Raw genomic sequence first — 18398 nt, 5'->3', positions numbered from 1 at the left:
CCTGCTTAATTAACGCGCCAGGGCGTTTGCCGCCGGATCGCGGGCGACAAAATGGCCCGGTGCGACCTGTTGCAGCGGTACGCTGACGCTCTGTTCTCCCCGCTTGTAAATGTTCCCCGGCATCTCATCCGACAGCAGCACGCGCTGCGGAGGACGATGTGCCGGATCGGCCACCGGAACGGCGGCCATCAGTTTGCGGGTGTAAGGGTGTTGCGGGTTTTCAAAGACGGCGCGCCGGGGACCCATCTCAACGATCCGCCCCCTGTACATCACCGCCACGCGATGGCTGATACGTTCGACCACCGCCATATCATGGGTAATAAATAAAAACGCGATGCCCATTTCACGCTGCAGGTCGAGCAACAGATTGATGATCTGCGCGCGAATGGAAACGTCGAGTGCGGAAACCGACTCATCGGCCACCACCACTTTCGGGTTCAGCGCCAGCGCGCGGGCAATGCAGATACGTTGCCGCTGCCCGCCGGAAAACTCATGAGGATAGCGCCAGGCATGTTCCGCCTTCAGCCCGACGCGCTCCAGCAGCCAGGTGACACGGCGTCGCGCGGCGTCACCGTCCAGCAGACCATGCACCAGCAAAGGCTCCATAATCGAATACCCGACCGTCTGGCGCGGATCGAGCGACGCGTAGGGGTCCTGAAAAATGAACTGGATGTCGCGGCGCAGCGCCTGCAGTTTGCCGGGAGAGAGCTTATCCACACGCTGCCCCTGGAAGGTGATGGTGCCGCTCTGCGCCTCAACCAGCCGCAACAGCGCGCGCCCGGTGGTCGATTTCCCGCAGCCGGATTCGCCCACCAGTGACAGCGTCTCACCCGGCCATAAATCAAAACTGACTTTTTCCACCGCATGCACTTCGCGGGTCACACGGTTGAGAATGCCGCTACGCAGCGGGAAGCGCGCGACCAGATCACGCACCTGCAAAATGGGCTCACCGGCCACTACCGTGTCCTGCTCCGGTTCAGGACGGGTAAACGGCGTGACTTCTGCCACCAGCGGGAAACGTCGCGGCAAATCGCTGCCGCGCATCTCGCCAAGCCGCGGTACGGCAGCCAGCAGTGACTGCGTGTACGGGTGCTGCGGCGCACTGAAAATCTGCGTCACGCTGCCCGTTTCCACCGCCTCGCCGTCGTGCATCACCAGCACCCGATCGGCGATATCGGCCACTACGCCCATATCGTGGGTGATAAAAATCACCCCCATCGCCATCTCTTTTTGCAGCACGGCGATCAACTGTAAGATCTGCGCCTGGATGGTGACATCAAGCGCCGTGGTCGGTTCATCGGCGATCAGCACCGCCGGGCGACAGGAGAGCGCCATGGCGATCATCACCCGCTGGCGCATGCCGCCGGAAAGCTGATGCGGGTAGCGCGACAGCATCGATTGCGCTTCCGGAATGCGCACCCGGTCGAGCATTTTTCGCGCTTCCGCCATCGCCTTGTCGCGGCTGAGTCCCTGATGCAAACGGATCGATTCGGCAATCTGCTCACCGATGGTAAATACCGGGTTGAGCGAGGTCATGGGCTCCTGAAAAATCATCGCGATATCGGCACCACGCACGTGACGCATCTGCGCCGCACTCTGCCCGCCCAGTTCAATCACCCGCTGATTACGACGGCGCAACAGCAGACGGTCGCTGTGCATCTCACCGCCCGCCTGTTCTATCAGCCGCAACAACGACAGCGCGGTAACCGATTTGCCCGAGCCGGATTCACCGACGATCGCCAGCGTCTCGCCGCGCCCGAGCGTAAACGACAGGTTTCGGACGGCAGGCACCGGTTGCTGTTCATGGGTAAACGCGACATTAAGGTTGTCGACCACCAGCACATCGTTGGGATCTATCTCTCGACTGTGAGGCAAACTGGCTCCTTACTCACTGTAGATACCGACATTCGGCGCATCACCGGCAAACGCAAACGCGCGATACATACCCTCGCTGTTGAAGGGCAGCGCAACGTTGCCTTCGCGATCGATAGCGATCAACCCACCGCTGCCACCGAGCGCCGGTAATTTTTCGCAGATCACCCGTTCGCAGGCTTCCTGCAGGCTCAGCCCGGCGTACTCCATCAGCGCCGAAATATCGTAGGCCGCCAGGGTGCGCATAAACACTTCACCGGTACCGGTGCAGGAGACCGCGACACTGGCGTTATTGGCGTAACATCCGGCGCCGACAATGGGCGTATCGCCCACGCGGCCCGGCAGTTTGTTGGTCATTCCACCGGTGGAAGTAGCCGCCGCCAGATTGCCCATTGCATCGAGCGCCACGGCACCAACAGTGCCCATTTTGCTGCGTTCATCAAGCGGGGCCACGTCATGGTCGAGCCGGGTTTCGCCCACTTCACGCGCCTGTAAAAGCTGTTCGTAACGTTCCGGGGTCGAAAACAGGCTGTTTTCCACCTGTTCCATCCCCTGCGACGCGGCAAACTGCTCGGCGCCATCGCCAATCAGCAGCACATGCGGGCTGCGCTCCAGCACCAGTCGCGCCGCCAGAATCGGGTTGCGCAGATGTTTTACCCCCGCCACCGCGCCCGCCTGCAACAAATTACCGTCCATAATGCAGGCATCCATTTCGTGCTGTTCAGCCGAGGTAAATACCGCGCCGGTGCCGGCATTAAATAACGGGCACTCCTCCAGCAAACGGACGGCTTCAGTGACCACATCCAGCGCGCTGGCACCCGACTCCAGCATCTGCTGCCCTTTTTCAACAATGGCCGACAGCGCTGCAACGTACTGCAGCTCCCGCTCCGGAGAAAGTTGCCCACGAGAAATTGCGCCTGCGCCACCGTGAATGGCGATCACCGCTTTACTCATTTCTTCGCCTTGTGATGAATTGAACTGCTTTTCCTATACATATCATTAGACTGTCGTCTTGCTTATCTCTTTTTTGAATATAGAAAGCGCTGCCGATGCTGTAAAGGCTACACCTCATGTGGCATACAGCGCATTGCCCTTTTCTGCCATAATGGACGCCATCGAAATTTCAGCAGGAGTTACCCATGGATTTTACCGCCGGACTGATGCCGCTTGAAACTGCCCTGTCGCAAATGCTTTCCCCCCTCACGCCGCTCACCGCGTCGGAATCTGTGCCGCTGGTACAGGCGTTTGGCCGGGTGATGGCAAGCGACGTGGTGTCGCCGCTGGACGTACCGGGCTTTGATAACTCCGCGATGGACGGGTATGCGGTCAGGCTGGCGGATGTGCAACGTGGTGTGCCGTTACCCGTCGCCGGAAAAGCCTTTGCCGGGCAGCCGTTGCAGGGTGAATGGCCTGCGGGCACCTGCATTCGCATTATGACCGGCGCACCGGTGCCTGTTGGTTGCGATGCGGTGGTGATGCAGGAAGAGACCGAACACACCGATGCGGGCGTGCGGTTTACAGCGCCAGTCAAAGCCGGGCAGAACATTCGCTATCGTGGTGAGGATATCGCGATGGGCGCGACGGTGTTCCCGGCGGGCACCAGACTCAGCGTGGCGGAACTGCCGGTACTGTCGTCACTGGGGATCCCGGAGGTCAGTGTCGTACGCAAAATCCGCGTGGCGCTGTTTTCTACAGGCGATGAATTGCAGTTACCGGGCCAGCCGCTGGGCGACGGGCAAATCTATGACACCAACCGCCTGGCGGTACATCTGATGCTGGAGCAGCTTGGTTGCGAGGTGATTAACCTCGGCATTGTGCGCGACGATCCTGAGCAGTTGCGCCAGACGTTTATCACGGCCGACAGCCAGGCTGACGTGGTGATAAGCTCCGGCGGCGTGTCAGTGGGCGAAGCGGATTACACCAAAGCCATCCTTGAAGAACTGGGCGAAATCAGCTTCTGGAAACTGGCGATCAAGCCGGGCAAACCGTTCGCTTTCGGCAAGCTGAAAAGCAGCTGGTTCTGCGGCCTGCCGGGCAACCCGGTCTCTGCCGCGCTCACCTTTTACCAGTTAGTGCAGCCGTTACTGGCGGCGCTGAGCGGCAGCCATGCCCCGGCCTTCCCGCCACGTCAGCGCGTGCGCACCACCACGCGGCTGAAAAAAACGCCGGGTCGCCTCGATTTTCAGCGCGGCGTGCTTAGCGTAAACGCGAACGGCGAACCGGAAGTCACCACTACCGGGCATCAGGGCTCGCATATTTTCAGCTCCTTCAGTCAGGGAAACTGCTTTATTGTGCTCGAACGTGAACGCGGTAATGTGGACGCTGGCGAATGGGTTGAGGTGGAACCCTTTAATCATCTGCTGGGAGGGTTGTGATGGCCGTCGAACTGAGCGATGCGGAGATGCTGCGCTACAATCGCCAGATTGTGCTGCGTGGTTTCGATTTTGATGGTCAGGAAGCGCTGAAAGCCGCGCGGGTGCTGGTCGTCGGGCTGGGCGGTCTCGGCTGTGCCGCCGCACAGTATCTGGCCGCCAGCGGCGTCGGTAACATGACGCTGCTCGATTTTGACACCGTATCGCTCTCCAATCTGCAGCGCCAGACGCTGCACAGCGACGCGACCATCGGCCAGGCGAAAGTGGATTCCGCGCGCGCGTCGCTGGCGCGGATTAACCCGCATGTGCAGTTCACCACGCTTAACGCCCTGCTGGACGACGACGCGCTACAGGCGCAGATCGCGCAGCATGATCTGGTGCTCGACTGCACCGACAACGTCACCATTCGCAATCAACTGAACGCGGGGTGCTTTGTGCATAAAACGCCGCTGGTCTCGGGCGCGGCGATTCGTATGGAAGGCCAGATCAGCGTCTTTACTTATCAACCTGAAGAACCCTGCTACCGCTGCCTGAGCCGCCTGTTTGGCGAAAATGCGCTGACCTGCGTGGAAGCGGGCGTGATGTCGCCGCTCGTTGGCGTGATTGGCTCCCTGCAGGCGATGGAAGCGATCAAGCTGCTGACTCACTACGGTACGCCCGCTGTCGGCAAAATCGTGATGTATGACGCGATGACCTGTCAGTTCCGTGAAATGAAGCTGATGCGTAACCCTGGCTGCGAGGTGTGCGGGTAAGTCACGCCCCCCGCCGCGTGTCATAGTTCTCTCTGCGTCACAGAGTAAGAAAGTCTCTTCGGGCAATGTGTCCCCTTTTTGATTTGCGTCAAATCAACTTTCATTCGAAAGTAATTTAATTTTCATATGCAAATCTCAAAGGTGATGTATGATCTTCAACATTCAGCGTTACTCGACCCATGACGGCCCCGGTATTCGTACCGTGGTGTTCCTCAAAGGGTGCTCGCTCGGATGCCGCTGGTGCCAGAATCCGGAGAGCCGCTCGCGCTCCCGCGACTTGCTATTTGATGCCCGCTTATGCCTCGATGGCTGCCAGCTCTGCCAGCAGGCGGCGCCGGAAGTCATTGAGCGCGCGCTGAATGGTTTGCTGATCCACCGCGAAAAACTGACCGAAGACCATCTTACCGCGCTCGACAACTGCTGTCCGACGCAGGCGCTGACGGTGTGTGGCGAAACGAAAAACGTTGATGAGATCATGTCCACCGTTTTGCGCGATAAACCGTTTTATGATCGCAGCGGCGGCGGCATTACCCTCTCCGGCGGCGAACCGTTTATGAACCCGGAAATAGCGCTGGCTCTACTGAAACAGAGCCATCAACAGGGTATTCACACCGCCGTGGAAACCTGTTTGCATGTACCGTGGAAATATATCGAACCGGCGCTGCCGTTTGTTGATCTCTTTCTGGCGGATCTGAAACACGTTGACGACGCGGTATTTAACGCCTGGACCGACGGCTCGGCGAAACGGGTGCTGGATAACCTCAAACGCCTCGCCGCTGCCGGGAAAACGCTGACCATTCGCGTCCCGCTGATCCCCGGTTTCAACGCCGATAAGGCCTCGATTACCGCTATCACCGCTTTTGCCGCCGATGAACTGCACGTCAGCGATATCCACTTTTTGCCGTATCACACGCTGGGCATGAATAAATACACCCTGCTCGGCCAACCCTACTCTGCCCCTGACAAGCCGCTGGATGACCCGGAATTACTGGCCTTTGCGCAAGACATTGCCCGCCAGAAAGGGTTAACGGCGACCCTACGAGGATAACCCGATGACCACTCTGACACTCAACACGCTCTCCGCCCGCATTCAGGCGCACAAAAAAGCACTGGTCCACATCGTGAAGCCGCCGGTCTGTACCGAGCGCGCTCGTCACTACACCGAAATGTACCAGCAGAACATGGATAAACCGATCCCGGTTCGCCGTGCGCTGGCGCTGGCGCACCACCTGGCGGAGCGGACTATCTGGATCAAACATGACGAACTGATCATCGGCAACCAGGCGAGCGAAGTGCGTGCCGCGCCGATTTTCCCGGAATACACCGTCAGCTGGATTGAAAAAGAGATCGACGATCTGGCTGACCGCCCCGGCGCTGGCTTTGCGGTCAGTGAAGAGAACAAACGCGTACTGCATGAAATTTGCCCGTGGTGGCGCGGCCAGACGGTGCAGGATCGCTGCTACGGCATGTTCACCGACGAGCAAAAAGCGCTGCTGGAAACCGGCATCATCAAAGCCGAAGGCAACATGACCTCCGGCGACGCGCACCTGGCGGTGAATTTCCCGCTGCTGCTGGAAAAAGGGCTCGACGGCCTGCGCGAGAAAGTGGCGGAACGCCGTTCACGCCTGAATCTGACCGTACTGGATGACCTCCACGGCGAGCAGTTTCTGAAAGCCATCGACATTGTGCTGGCGGCCGTCAGCTCACATATCGAACGCTACGCCGCGCTGGCGCGTGACATGGCGCGCGATGAGATCCGCGCCAGCCGTCGCGATGAGTTACTGACGATAGCGGAAAACTGCGACCGCATCGCCCACCAGCCGCCGGAAACTTTCTGGCAGGCGCTGCAATTGTGCTGGTTCATCCAGTTGATGTTGCAGATCGAATCCAACGGTCACTCTGTATCGTTTGGCCGCATGGACCAGTATCTCTACCCGTGGTATCGCCGCGATGTTGAACTGAATCAGACCCTGACCCGCGAGCAGGCGATTGAGCTGTTCCACAGCTGCTGGCTGAAATTGCTGGAAGTGAACAAGATCCGTTCCGGCTCGCACTCGAAAGCCTCTGCCGGTAGCCCGCTGTATCAGAACGTCACCATCGGCGGTCAGACGCTGGTGAATGGCAAACCGCAGGACGCGGTCAACCCGCTGTCATACGCCATTCTGGAATCCTGTGGTCGTCTGCGCTCCACGCAGCCGAACCTCAGCGTGCGCTATCACGCCGGAATGAGTAACGATTTCCTCGATGCCTGCGTGCAGGTGATCCGCTGCAGTTTCGGCATGCCCGCGTTCAACAATGACGAAATCGTGATCCCGGAATTCATCAAACTTGGCATCGAGCCGCAGGATGCCTACGACTACGCCGCGATCGGCTGCATCGAAACCGCCGTCGGCGGCAAATGGGGCTATCGCTGCACGGGCATGAGCTTTATTAACTTCGCCCGCGTGATGCTGGCGGCGCTCGAAGGTGGCCGCGACGCCACCAGCGGCAAAGTGTTCCTGCCGCAGGAACTGGCGCTGTCGAAAGGCAACTTCAGTGATTTCGACGAGGTGATGACGGCCTGGGATCGCCAGATTCGCTATTACACCCGTAAGTCGATTGAAATCGAGTACGTTGTCGACACGATGCTCGAAGAAAACGTTCACGATATTCTCTGTTCGGCACTGGTCGATGACTGTATCGAACGTGCGAAGAGCATCAAACAGGGTGGCGCGAAATATGACTGGGTTTCCGGGTTGCAGGTCGGTATCGCCAACCTCGGCAACAGCCTGGCGGCGGTGAAAAAACTGGTATTCGATCAGGGCGCGATTGGCCAGCAACAGCTGGCGGAAGCGCTGGCGGATGATTTCGACGGTCTGACCCACGAACAGTTGCGTCAGCGTTTGATTAACGGCGCGCCGAAGTACGGCAACGACGACGACAGCGTTGATGACCTGCTGGTTCGCGCTTACCAGACCTATATCGACGAGTTAAAACAGTACCATAACCCGCGCTACGGTCGCGGCCCGATCGGCGGCAACTACTACGCCGGGACATCGTCAATTTCCGCTAACGTGCCATTTGGCGCAGCAACGATGGCAACCCCGGACGGACGCAAAGCCAGAACGCCGCTGGCGGAAGGCGCAAGCCCGGCTTCCGGTACCGACCACCTCGGCCCGACAGCGGTTATCGGTTCCGTCGGTAAACTGCAGACCGGTTCAATTCTCGGTGGCGTGCTGCTCAACCAGAAACTGAACCCGGCGACGCTGGATAACGACAGCGATCGACAGAAACTGATGATCCTGCTGCGCACCTTCTTTGAGGCGCATAAAGGCTGGCACATTCAGTACAACATCGTGTCGCGCGAAACGCTGCTGGATGCAAAAAAACATCCGGATCAGTATCGTGATCTGGTGGTGCGTGTCGCGGGTTACTCGGCGTTCTTTACCGCCCTGTCGCCGGATGCGCAGGACGATATCATCGCCCGTACCGAACACACATTGTAAGAACCTGCCGGGTGGCACTGCCGCTACCCGGCATTTCCTTTCATTTGAAATAAATTTGTGGTTTATCTCACATTATCATTAGAATGCTTCTGGTCGCAGTTACCCCAGGAGCACAGGTATGACTGTAAAAGTAATCGTCACTGATATGGACGGGACTTTTCTCAATGATTCCAAAACATACGATCGTGAACGTTTTCAGGCGCAGTTCCGGGCGCTGAAAGCGCGTGATATCGAATTTGTCGTCGCCAGCGGTAACCAGTACTACCAGTTGATCTCCTTCTTTCCCGAGTTGAAAGATGAAATGTCGTTCGTCGCGGAGAATGGCGCGCTGGTCTATGCCCATGGCGAGGAACTGTTTCATGGCGAGCTGACGCAGCATGAGTCGCAGATTGTCATTGGTGAACTGCTGAAAGATGAGCAACTGAATTTTGTCGCCTGCGGTCTGGAGAGCGCGTACGTCAGTGACAAAGCGCCCGATGATTTCGTGGCCCTGATGGCGAAACACTACCACCGCCTGAAGCGCGTCGCCGACTATCGTGAGATCAACGACAAGTTGTTCAAGTTTTCGCTCAACCTGCCGGACAGCGATATCCCGCAACTGGTGGATAAACTCCACGTCTCTCTCGACGGCATTATGAAGCCGGTGACCAGCGGATTCGGTTTTGTCGATTTGATCATCCCTGGCCTGCACAAAGCCAACGGTATCAGCCGCCTGCTGAAACGCTGGAAACTGTCGCCGCAAAACTGCGTGACGATTGGCGACAGCGGCAACGACGCGGAAATGCTGGCGATGGCGCAATATTCGTTTGCCATGGACAACGCCGGGCAGAGTATTAAAGACATTGCCCGCTACCGTACCGACGACAACAATCACGACGGTGCGCTGAATGTGATTCAGGCCGTGCTGGACAACGCCTCGCCGTTCGACCACTGATCCCCCACCGGAGCGCCCTGCTCCGGTTTTTTTGTTCTCCCCCTCTCACTTTCACTCTGTAGCAAGTTATTTAACTTGCATTAACTTATTTATAACCTAAAGTACCATCTGTAAGTTAAATCACTTTCGAATGAAAGAATGAGAGGTCATCATGACGCTTACCTTTACCCACGATACGCTCCCTGCCGATCACAAAGCGGCGATCCGGCAGATGAAGAAAGTGCTGCGCGAGCAAATGGGCGACGTTCAGCAGGTGTTCGCCGCATTATCGGCGCGAATCGAAGCACGCGTGGCAGAGATCGAGGCGCTGAAAGTAAAAGGGGATCCGGTCTGGCCGGTCATCGATTATCGTCGTCTCGCCGCCGGTGAGGTGAGCGATGCGGAGCGCGAGGCCGTCAAACGCCGCGGCTGCGCAGTGATCAAAGGCCATTTCCCGCGCGAGCAGGCGCTGGGCTGGGATCGCTCAATGCTGGAATATCTCGACCGCAACCATTTCGACGAACAGTACAAAGGTCCGGGCGATACCTTTTTTGGATCACTTGACGCCTCGCGCCCGGAAATCTATCCGATTTACTGGTCGCAGGCGCAAATGCAGGCACGCCAGAGCGATGAAATGGCCACCGTGCAGTCGTTCCTGAACCGGCTGTGGACGTTTGAAACAGACGGTAAGACGTGGTTTAACCCGGACGTCAGCGTGATTTACCCTGACCGCATTCGCCGTCGACCGCCAGGCACCACGTCGAAAGGTCTCGGCGCGCATACCGATTCCGGCGCGCTGGAGCACTGGCTGCTACCGGCTTACCAACAGGCATTCGCCAGTGTGTTCCGCGGGGACATCGACAACTACGATCCGTGGAATGCGGCACACCGCACTGAGGTGGAAGAATACACTGTCGATAACACCACCAAATGCTCGGTATTCCGCACCTTCCAGGGCTGGACGGCGCTGTCGGATATGATCCCGCATCAGGGGTTGTTGCATGTGGTGCCGATCCCGGAAGCGATGGCGTACGTTCTGCTGCGCCCGCTGCTGGACGATGTGCCAGACGATGAACTGTGCGGCGTGGCGCCAGGAAAAGTGCTGCCGGTATCAGAGAAGTGGCACCCGCTGTTGATCCGCGCGCTGACCTCGATTCCGGCGCTGGAGGCAGGCGATTCCGTGTGGTGGCATTGCGATGTGATTCATTCTGTCGCGCCGGTGGAAAATCAGCAGGGCTGGGGCAACGTGATGTATATCCCCGCCGCCCCACTGTGCGAAAAAAACCTCGCCTATGCGCAGAAAGTGAAAGCTGCCCTGGAGCACGGCACGTCACCGGGGGATTTCCCGCGCGAAGATTACGAGGTCGAATGGCAGGATCGCTTCACGCTGGCTGATCTCAACATTCACGGTAAACGCGCGTTGGGCATGGCGCCTTAATCATCGTACAGCCCTTCCCGTGAAACGGGGGTACGCCTGCTGCCCTGGCGTACCCGCCGTACTGATTCCCGCACGGCCAGCGTGCCGTTGAGCAACAATGTTCCCACCGGCGTATCAGGGCGGATCAACCGCTGCTGGAGCATATGTACCGCTTCCGTCCCCAGTTCATCGCGCGGGACGTGTACCGCTGGAAAAACTGCCGCTGCTGGTTCGCGCCGGGGCGGGTCTGCCGCTCAGCGAACGCATCACCTATGTGAATGCCGCGAAGGAGGATCGTCGAGAACTGCGCCTGTTCCCGCTGAAAGGCGTGGGCGCCACCCGCGGGGATTACATTCCGGCATGGAAAACGCTGAAGGTGACGTTACCGGAGGGGGAGAAACGTAAGTTGCTGATTGACGGCGTTGAAGGAAGTGAGTGGGTGTTTTAAGTCATTGCCCGGTGGCGCTACGCTTACCGGGCCTACAGTTCAGACTGGTAGGCCGGGTAAGGCGAAGCCGCCACCCGGCATTTTTTCTACCCGTCTATCCCTTTACTACGCAGATAATCTTCGTAATTCCCGCTGAAATCCACCACGCGCTGCGGGGTAATTTCGATCACCCGGGTCGCCAGCGAGGAAACAAACTCGCGGTCGTGTGAAACGAAGATCAGCGTGCCCTGGTAAAGTTCCAGCGCCATGTTCAGCGATTCGATCGATTCCATGTCCAGGTGGTTGGTCGGTTCGTCCATCACCAGGATATTCGGTTTTTCCATCATCAGCTTACCGAACAGCATGCGGCCTTTTTCGCCACCGGAAAGCACTTTCGCTGGCTTTTTGATGTCGTCCTGGCTGAATAACAGACGCCCCAGAATGCTGCGTACCGCCTGCTCGTCGTCGCCTTCCTGCTTCCACTGGCTCATCCAGTCGAATACCGTCAGGTCGTTTTCGAACTCGTATTCGTGATCCTGCGCGTAGTAGCCAATCTGCGCGTTCTCAGACCACTTCACTGTGCCGTTATCCGGCGGCAGAACGCCAACCAGCGTTTTCAGCAGGGTGGATTTACCGACGCCGTTGGTGCCGAGCACCGCGACCTTCTCGCCCACTTCCAGCAGCAGATTAACGCCCTTAAACAGCGGGCCGTTATCAAAACCTTTGCTGAGCGCTTCCACTTCCAGCGCGTTACGGAACAGTTTCTTGTCCTGCTCGAAACGGATGAACGGGTTCTGACGGCTGGAGGCTTTGACTTCATCCAGTTTGATTTTGTCGATCTGCCGGGCGCGGGACGTCGCCTGACGGGATTTCGAGGCGTTGGCGCTGAAGCGACTGACGAACGACTGCAGTTCGGCAATCTGCGCTTTCTTCTTGGCATTATCCGCCAGCAGACGTTCACGCGCCTGGGTGGCTGCCGTCATGTATTCGTCGTAGTTACCCGGATAAACCCGCAGCTCGCCGTAGTCGAGATCCGCCATATGCGTGCAGACCATGTTGAGGAAGTGACGGTCGTGCGAAATGATGATCATGGTGCTGTCGCGCTCGTTCAGCACCTGTTCCAGCCAGCGAATGGTGTCGATATCCAGGTTGTTGGTCGGTTCGTCGAGCAGCAGGATATCCGGATTGGCAAACAGCGCCTGCGCCAGCAGCACACGCAGTTTCCAGCCTGGCGCCACTTCGCTCATCGGACCGTAATGTTGCTCGACAGGAATGCCCACGCCCAGCAGCAGTTCACCGGCGCGGGATTCGGCGGAATAACCGTCCATCTCGCCGTATTTCACTTCCAGATCGGCCACTTTGTAGCCGTCTTCTTCGCTCATTTCGGCGAGCGCGTAAATGCGGTCACGTTCCTGTTTCACTTCCCACAGTTCCGCGTGGCCCATGATAACGGTGTCGAGCACGGTAAAGTTTTCGAAAGCGAACTGGTCCTGACGCAGCTTACCGATGCGCTCGTTCGGATCGAGCGACACGTTGCCCAGCGTCGGTTCTAAATCGCCGCCGAGGATTTTCATAAAGGTGGATTTACCGCTACCGTTGGCGCCAATCAGGCCGTAACGGTTGCCGCCGCCAAATTTGACGGAGATATTTTCGAACAGCGGCTTACTGCCAAACTGCATGGTGACGTTGCTGGTGACTAACACGGAGATATCCTGAAAGATGTGACAAACCGCTAATTATGCCACTGTCTGGCCTTTTTTTCACGGTTACAAAGCATTTCGTTGTCTGCCGCTTCCATTGTTCCGAATTTGTCGCCAGCCTGTACAGTAACGGCTACAGTAGCAAACAGGATGAAAAATACTGATTTCGTACACATCTGAATTCCCTGTTTGCGGGAATGCACATATAATGCGCTCCCATCTGAGGTTCTCATTCTTAACAACGCCAGTGTGGCAAACTATTTCGCACAACATGAATATGAAATTATCGACAGTTTTTGCGGCTGCTCTGGCCGTTGCAGGCTTTTGTAATAGCGCGTCCGCGGTGACGTATCCCCTTCCTACCGACGGCAGCCGTCTGGTAGGGCAAAACCAGGTCATCACTGTGCCGGAAGGCAACAGCCAGCCGCTGGAGTATTTCGCCGCGGAATACCAGATGGGCCTGTCTAACATGCTGGAAGCCAACCCGGGCGTCGACACCTTCCTGCCAAAAGCCGGTACGGTACTGAACGTTCCGCAACAGCTGATCCTGCCGGACACCGTGCATGAAGGTATCGTGATCAACAGCGCCGAAATGCGTCTGTACTACTACCCGAAAGGCACCAACACCGTTATCGTGCTGCCGATTGGTATCGGCCAGTTAGGCAAAGATACGCCGATCAACTGGACCACCAAGGTAGAGCGTAAGAAAGCGGGCCCGACCTGGACCCCAACCGCGAAGATGCACGCAGAATACCGTGCTGCCGGTGAGCCGCTGCCTGCCGTTGTTCCGGCGGGCCCGGATAACCCGATGGGCCTGTACGCGCTGTACATCGGTCGTCTGTATGCCATCCACGGCACCAACGCCAACTTTGGTATCGGTCTGCGCGTGAGCCACGGCTGCGTACGTCTGCGTAACGACGACATCAAGTTCCTGTTCCAGAACGTGCCGGTCGGCACCCGTGTTCAGTTTATTGATGAGCCAGTAAAAGCCACCACCGAACCGGATGGCAGCCGTTACATCGAAGTTCACAACCCATTGTCCACCACCGAAGCCCAGTTCGAAGACGGCGAAATTGTGCCGATCACGCTGAACAAATCGGTACAGCAGGTGACGGGTCAGTCTGACGTTGATCAGAACGTACTGAACCAGTCAATTCAGGCGCGCTCCGGGATGCCGGTTCGTCTGAACTAATTACCCGACACAGCAAAAAAGGCGGATTATCACATCCGCCTTTTTTATTATCCGTTATTCACGATAACCATGGCGCCGTGGTCGTAGCGATAATGACACCGGGCATACTCCAGCGGCGTACCGTCCTCAAGATAGATAACCTGTTCCACTTCCAGCACCGGATCGGTCATGTCGCAATGCAGATACTGCCGGTCCAGTTCATCAGGTTTGAGCGCCCGCACCACCCGCCGGGAGCCCATCAGCTTCAACCCTAACGTCTCCTGAATGTAGCGAAAAACCGAACTTTCCAGATGCGATTTATTCAGACCCGGTACCAGTGACACCGGCATAACGGTTTCATCGAGCGACACCGGCTCCCCCTTCAGTAACCGCAGGCGGGCAAAGTCGTACACTGACGCGTCGGCATCAATCAGCAGCGAACTCTGCTCGATTTCACTGGGGAAACGCAGTTCAAAGCGGAGTACCTGACTTTCCACCGGGCCGACATGTTCCCAGGTTTTGGTCGCGCCAAAGTAGTCGCTCCCTGCCAGCTCCCACTGCGACAGCTGATTGTAATTTTTGCGGATAAACGTTCCCTGCCCCTGGCGGGTATAGATCAGTCCTTCGACAATCAGCTGGCGCATCGCCTGCTGGATGGTCATCCGGCTGGTGCCAAACTCCGCCGCCAGCGCGTGCTGGTCCGGCAATGGCGCATTCGCCGCATACTGCTGGCTGTCAATGCGCTGTTTAATTTCCCGCGCGATGGCGAGGTATCTGGCGGTCATCGTTATATCTCTTCGCCGTTGCTGTGAATGGCCCGCTTCAGCCAGGCATAGCTTTTCTTCGGCACGCGTTTGAGATCTTTAAGATCATGATTATCGCGGTTCACATACACCACGCCGTAGCGTTTGCGCATGTCACCCTGCGAACTGAGGATATCAATCAGTCCCCAGCCAAGATAGCCAATCACCTCAGCGCCGTCCTCAAAAATCGCCGCTTTCATGGCGTTGATATGATCGCGATGATAATCAATGCGGTAGTCGTCCTCGACCGGGTTTATGCCGTCCCAGGCTTCAATCACGCCAATACCGTTTTCAATCGGGAATACCGGCAGTCGCCAGTCGTTGTAGTAGCGGGTGATGATGGTGCGAAAGCCCAGCGGATCAATCTGCCAGTTCCATTCGGTGGCTTTCAGGAACGGGTTATCTTTCATGCCATAAGTCAGATAATTATTTACTGCCGTTCCCGCCGGGATTGCGTCGCTGTCGAGCGTGCGGCTGGCGTAGTAGCTGAACGCCAGATAGTCGCATTTCGTGGTGGTGAGCAGCGCCAGATCGGCAGGTTGATAAATATCGGTAAACCCTTCACGTTCCACCACCGCCAGCACTTCCGGGCTGTAGCCTTCCCCGGCGTAGACGCGCAGCAGGTTCTGGTTGGTGAATTCGTCGTACTGTTGTGCGCAAAAGACATCCTGCGGTTTGCAGGTTGCCGGGTAAACCAGCTGATGCGCCAGCATACCGCCCATTAAGGCCGCAGGTTGGGTCTCGTGCAGATAACGGGTCAGATGCACGTGCGCCATCATCACATGATGCTGGATCTGATACAGCTCGCGCAGCGTGCGGTCACCACGCATATAGCCGGAAATCAGGAACGCATCCGGCATGTGGTAGAGGTTTTGCTCGTTAAAGGTCAGCCACCATTTCACGCGGTCGCCAAAACAGTCGATCATCTTCTGGCCGTAGCGAATAAAGGCCTCCATCACCCGGCGGTCGGTGAAACCGTTGTAGGTTTCCGCCAGCGCCAGCGGCATGTCGAAGTGATAAAGGCAGATCATCGGCTCAATGCCGCGGGCGATGAGATCATTGATAAAGCGATCATAAAAGGCGATGCCTTCGTCATTAAACTCGCCGTCACCCGTCGGGCAGACGCGGCTCCAGGCAATCTGAAAACGGTAGCAGTTCATCCCCAGATCTTTCATCAGATCGAAATCTTCCGGGTAGCGGTGGTATGAGTCGGTGGCGACTTTCCAGTCGGAGGCAAATTCGCGCGGCTCGCGTATGTCATACACCGACATCCCTTTCCCGCCCTCGTTCCATGCACCTTCTGTCTGCATACTGGATACCGAGTTTCCCCACAAAAAATTGGCTGGCAGTCGATTCATCTCTCGCACCTCTTAATATGACTAGTCATTTAAAATTTAATGACTAGTCATATTAAACGTGATGAGAATTCGGGCAAATGAAAAGCGCGCTTTTTGTGATCAGAAATAAAAAAAACCGGGCACCCACGAAGGTGTACCCGGTTCAGAAAGGAAATTACCCGGCAAGCTCCCTGCCACCGGGATGACTACATTAAAACATCTTCTTATAATTCAGCATCATCCCCTTATCGCTGATGCCGTCCTCCTTCCAGTGGAACGCGTCAAGCTGCAGGGCACTGCTTTCGCCGCTGTACTTCACGCCCACCGTCGCGAGACTGTTAACGCCGCCGCCGCTCTGGCCGTCGTCCACCGCAAAGCGCTGGCTTCCGGCACCCGCCAGTGTCGCACTGCGCTGGCTCTTCGAATAGCTCAGGTTCGGGCCGCCTTCCAGGGTGGCGCTCGCTCCCCAGCCATCTTTCCCGGCATAATCCAGCTTCATCCCGACGATACTGTCCACCGCCGTTTCACTGCCGCTGTTCATGTTCAGGTTGAAGTCTCCGGCGTTACGCTCCTGATAACCGTCTTCCAGCGTATGGCGCAGTTTGACACCCGCATACGGGGTGACGGTCAGCGCCTCGCTCAGTTCAAACGTCTTCGCCCCTTCGCTGCGGAACTCCAGATACTGCTGTTTCGCGCTGCTGTCAGCGGTCTTGTTGGTGTCGCCGTAGGAAACAGAGCGGTTGCTGTCGAGGTTATGCACGTCATAACGCAGGGCGTTGTTCCAGCTCAGGCCGTTGTCAAACGCCATCTGATGCTTCAGACCGAAGAACTGGCTGTAGCCGCCGGTGATGCCGTTGTTACCGGCACTCTGGCTGCCGCTGCCATCAAGGCGCGCGATACCGTACTCCATCGTCAGGTTCTGGCTGTCCGTGAGGGCGAGTTTCTGACGCAGGGCCATCATGTCGTAGTCGGTGTTTTTACCGAGTTCGGCACGCGGGTCGCCTTTCGCCACCACGTTGAATGCCAGACCGCTGCTCACCTGCGGTGCCGCGTCGGCCAGCATGTCAAAGCGGTTGCCCAGCATCCGTGCTTCACGGAACACGTTCGTTGCCTGGCTGCCGCTCACCTGTTTCAGGGCGCTGTTGAGCTCTGCGGTGCTGCCGACGTTGAGGCTGCTGTACAGTTCATTGCTGGTGTAACCCGCGTCCAGCGCGGTCGCCACGCTGCTGACCGAACTGTCGGTTGCCACATCGGCATAGGCGTTTTTGGTCATGGTGACGTCCACGTTGCCCTGGGCATCAGTGCTGCCCTGCGCGTTCCACACCACCGAGGTGGAGGTGATGGCGTCCGCGTCGGTCAGGTTGCTGCCCTGCACCACGTTGTCGAAAGTCATGGTGGTGGCCGACGTGCCGGAGGTGAAACCGGTGTTGACGCTGACGCCGTCCATGCTGGCATTGCTGACCATCAGTTGCCCGGCACTGCCGTCAGCGTTGGTGCCGACCACGTAACCGTTCAGGCTGTTGCTGTTGTCGTGGCTGTAGTAGTGCACTTCGCTGGCGTTGCCGTCATTGCCGTTCAGCCCTTCGATGGTGGCGGAGTCCTGGGCAATCAGGCCGGAGCCGGTGACATCATCAGCGATATACACGGTGCCGTTGTTGACCACATGGCCGTTCGCACCGGCCTTGCTGAAGGCATACGAGTTGTCGGCATAAATATTGATGGTGCCGTTGTTCTCAATCACCGCGTCTTCGGTGGCGTCAGCCCCCAGCTGCATACCGATAAGCCCGGAGTCACTGCCGCCCTCGGTGCCGAGGTTAATGGTGCCGTTGTTGACTGCCTGGTTACTGCCGCCCACGTACATCGCCACGGATTTGTTGCCGCTGATGTTAATGGTGCCGTCGTTCTGCGCTGAGTAGCCGCTGCCCCCCATTTTGACGCCCCAGCCGTTGTTGCCGCTGAAGTTGAGCGTGGCGCCCTGCTGGTTCCAGAAGAAGGCATCAGTGGCTGAGCCTTCTGACACAATACCGTCAGCCACCCCGGTGACATTCATGGTTCCGGCGTTAATCACCTGGGCATTGCCGTTGAACCGCAGTGGCTTGCTGCTCTGTGCGGCGGTGAACTCCAGGGTCCCGGTGTTAATCAGCGAGGC

Annotated in this window: 13 protein-coding genes and 2 pseudogenes; 8 read left to right on the top strand and 7 right to left on the bottom strand. The window is 57.6% G+C overall.

The window, feature by feature from the left end:
- Positions 1-9: 9 nt before the first annotated feature.
- Together gsiA and iaaA are read right to left on the bottom strand one after the other, a co-directional pair.
- Entirely contained in the window at positions 10-1875 is a 1866-nt protein-coding gene (gene gsiA, locus AOY23_RS15265; protein ID WP_054180210.1) for a glutathione ABC transporter ATP-binding protein GsiA, read from the bottom strand.
- A 9-nt stretch (positions 1876-1884) separates the two neighbouring features.
- Positions 1885-2826 (bottom strand): beta-aspartyl-peptidase, encoded by a 942-nt coding sequence (gene iaaA / locus AOY23_RS15260; protein WP_054180209.1) that lies wholly within the window; start codon positions 2824-2826, stop codon positions 1885-1887.
- Between the two features lie 185 nt (positions 2827-3011).
- On the opposite strand from iaaA, the gene moeA reads away from it, so the two are divergent.
- The 6 genes from moeA (at position 3012) to AOY23_RS15230 (ending at position 10832) form a co-directional block, all read left to right on the top strand.
- Complete coding sequence (gene moeA / locus AOY23_RS15255; protein WP_054180208.1) at positions 3012-4247, top strand: molybdopterin molybdotransferase MoeA; 1236 nt, start codon at positions 3012-3014, stop codon at positions 4245-4247.
- On the top strand, positions 4247-4996 hold the full coding sequence (gene moeB, locus AOY23_RS15250; RefSeq protein ID WP_054180207.1) for a molybdopterin-synthase adenylyltransferase MoeB: 750 nt from the start codon (positions 4247-4249) through the stop codon (positions 4994-4996). The genes moeA and moeB overlap by 1 nt, the downstream gene beginning before the upstream one ends.
- A gap of 148 nt (positions 4997-5144) precedes the next feature.
- Entirely contained in the window at positions 5145-6044 is a 900-nt protein-coding gene (locus AOY23_RS15245) for a glycyl-radical enzyme activating protein (RefSeq protein ID WP_054180206.1), read from the top strand.
- Positions 6045-6048: 4 nt separating this feature from the next.
- Positions 6049-8481 carry a formate C-acetyltransferase/glycerol dehydratase family glycyl radical enzyme gene (locus tag AOY23_RS15240; protein WP_054180205.1) on the top strand — a complete coding sequence of 811 codons (2433 nt, stop codon included), beginning with the start codon at positions 6049-6051 and terminating at the stop codon, positions 8479-8481.
- A 118-nt stretch (positions 8482-8599) separates the two neighbouring features.
- Positions 8600-9415 (top strand): Cof-type HAD-IIB family hydrolase, encoded by an 816-nt coding sequence (locus AOY23_RS15235; protein ID WP_054180204.1) that lies wholly within the window; start codon positions 8600-8602, stop codon positions 9413-9415.
- A gap of 151 nt (positions 9416-9566) precedes the next feature.
- On the top strand, positions 9567-10832 hold the full coding sequence (locus tag AOY23_RS15230; RefSeq protein WP_054180203.1) for a DUF1479 domain-containing protein: 1266 nt from the start codon (positions 9567-9569) through the stop codon (positions 10830-10832).
- On the opposite strand, the pseudogene AOY23_RS21940 reads toward AOY23_RS15230, so the two are convergent.
- A pseudogene (locus tag AOY23_RS21940) lies at positions 10829-11020 on the bottom strand (cytochrome-c peroxidase); the annotation flags it as partial. The gene AOY23_RS15230 and the pseudogene AOY23_RS21940 sit on opposite strands and share 4 nt — an antisense overlap.
- On the opposite strand from AOY23_RS21940, the pseudogene AOY23_RS15225 reads away from it, so the two are divergent.
- Positions 11017-11259: pseudogene (locus tag AOY23_RS15225) on the top strand (alpha-glucosidase); the annotation flags it as partial. The pseudogenes AOY23_RS21940 and AOY23_RS15225 sit on opposite strands and share 4 nt — an antisense overlap.
- Positions 11260-11345: 86 nt before the next feature.
- On the opposite strand, the gene AOY23_RS15220 reads toward AOY23_RS15225, so the two are convergent.
- Positions 11346-12941 (bottom strand): ABC-F family ATPase, encoded by a 1596-nt coding sequence (locus AOY23_RS15220; protein ID WP_054180201.1) that lies wholly within the window; start codon positions 12939-12941, stop codon positions 11346-11348.
- 268 nt (positions 12942-13209) lie between these two features.
- Here AOY23_RS15220 and ldtB point away from each other — a divergent pair, with 268 nt between their 5' ends.
- The gene (gene ldtB, locus AOY23_RS15215) at positions 13210-14130 is read left to right on the top strand and encodes a L,D-transpeptidase (RefSeq protein ID WP_054180200.1); all 921 of its coding nucleotides are present in this window, start codon (positions 13210-13212) and stop codon (positions 14128-14130) included.
- A 47-nt stretch (positions 14131-14177) separates the two neighbouring features.
- On the opposite strand, the gene AOY23_RS15210 is transcribed toward ldtB, so the two are convergent.
- The 3 genes from AOY23_RS15210 to AOY23_RS15200 form a co-directional block, all read right to left on the bottom strand.
- Complete coding sequence (locus AOY23_RS15210) at positions 14178-14894, bottom strand: GntR family transcriptional regulator (protein ID WP_054180199.1); 717 nt, start codon at positions 14892-14894, stop codon at positions 14178-14180.
- A gap of 2 nt (positions 14895-14896) precedes the next feature.
- Entirely contained in the window at positions 14897-16270 is a 1374-nt protein-coding gene (locus tag AOY23_RS15205) for a glycoside hydrolase family 1 protein (protein WP_054180198.1), read from the bottom strand.
- Between the two features lie 190 nt (positions 16271-16460).
- A partial coding sequence (locus tag AOY23_RS15200) for an autotransporter outer membrane beta-barrel domain-containing protein (RefSeq protein WP_152958575.1) occupies positions 16461-18398 on the bottom strand: 1938 nt, incomplete at its 5' end.

Origin of the sequence: Trabulsiella odontotermitis (assembly GCF_001297775.1) — a bacterium.
Lineage (GTDB): Bacteria > Pseudomonadota > Gammaproteobacteria > Enterobacterales > Enterobacteriaceae > Trabulsiella > Trabulsiella odontotermitis.
This window is presented reverse-complemented; position numbering and strand designations above follow the sequence as displayed.

Coding starts and splice junctions, on each gene's coding strand:
- iaaA (WP_054180209.1), bottom strand. CDS start 2,826: ATGAGTAAAGCGGTGATCGCCATTCACGGTGGCGCAGGCGCAATTTCT.
- moeA (WP_054180208.1), top strand. CDS start 3,012: ATGGATTTTACCGCCGGACTGATGCCGCTTGAAACTGCCCTGTCGCAA.
- moeB (WP_054180207.1), top strand. CDS start 4,247: ATGGCCGTCGAACTGAGCGATGCGGAGATGCTGCGCTACAATCGCCAG.
- AOY23_RS15245 (WP_054180206.1), top strand. CDS start 5,145: ATGATCTTCAACATTCAGCGTTACTCGACCCATGACGGCCCCGGTATT.
- AOY23_RS15240 (WP_054180205.1), top strand. CDS start 6,049: ATGACCACTCTGACACTCAACACGCTCTCCGCCCGCATTCAGGCGCAC.
- AOY23_RS15235 (WP_054180204.1), top strand. CDS start 8,600: ATGACTGTAAAAGTAATCGTCACTGATATGGACGGGACTTTTCTCAAT.
- AOY23_RS15230 (WP_054180203.1), top strand. CDS start 9,567: ATGACGCTTACCTTTACCCACGATACGCTCCCTGCCGATCACAAAGCG.
- ldtB (WP_054180200.1), top strand. CDS start 13,210: ATGAATATGAAATTATCGACAGTTTTTGCGGCTGCTCTGGCCGTTGCA.
- AOY23_RS15210 (WP_054180199.1), bottom strand. CDS start 14,894: ATGACCGCCAGATACCTCGCCATCGCGCGGGAAATTAAACAGCGCATT.
- AOY23_RS15205 (WP_054180198.1), bottom strand. CDS start 16,270: ATGAATCGACTGCCAGCCAATTTTTTGTGGGGAAACTCGGTATCCAGT.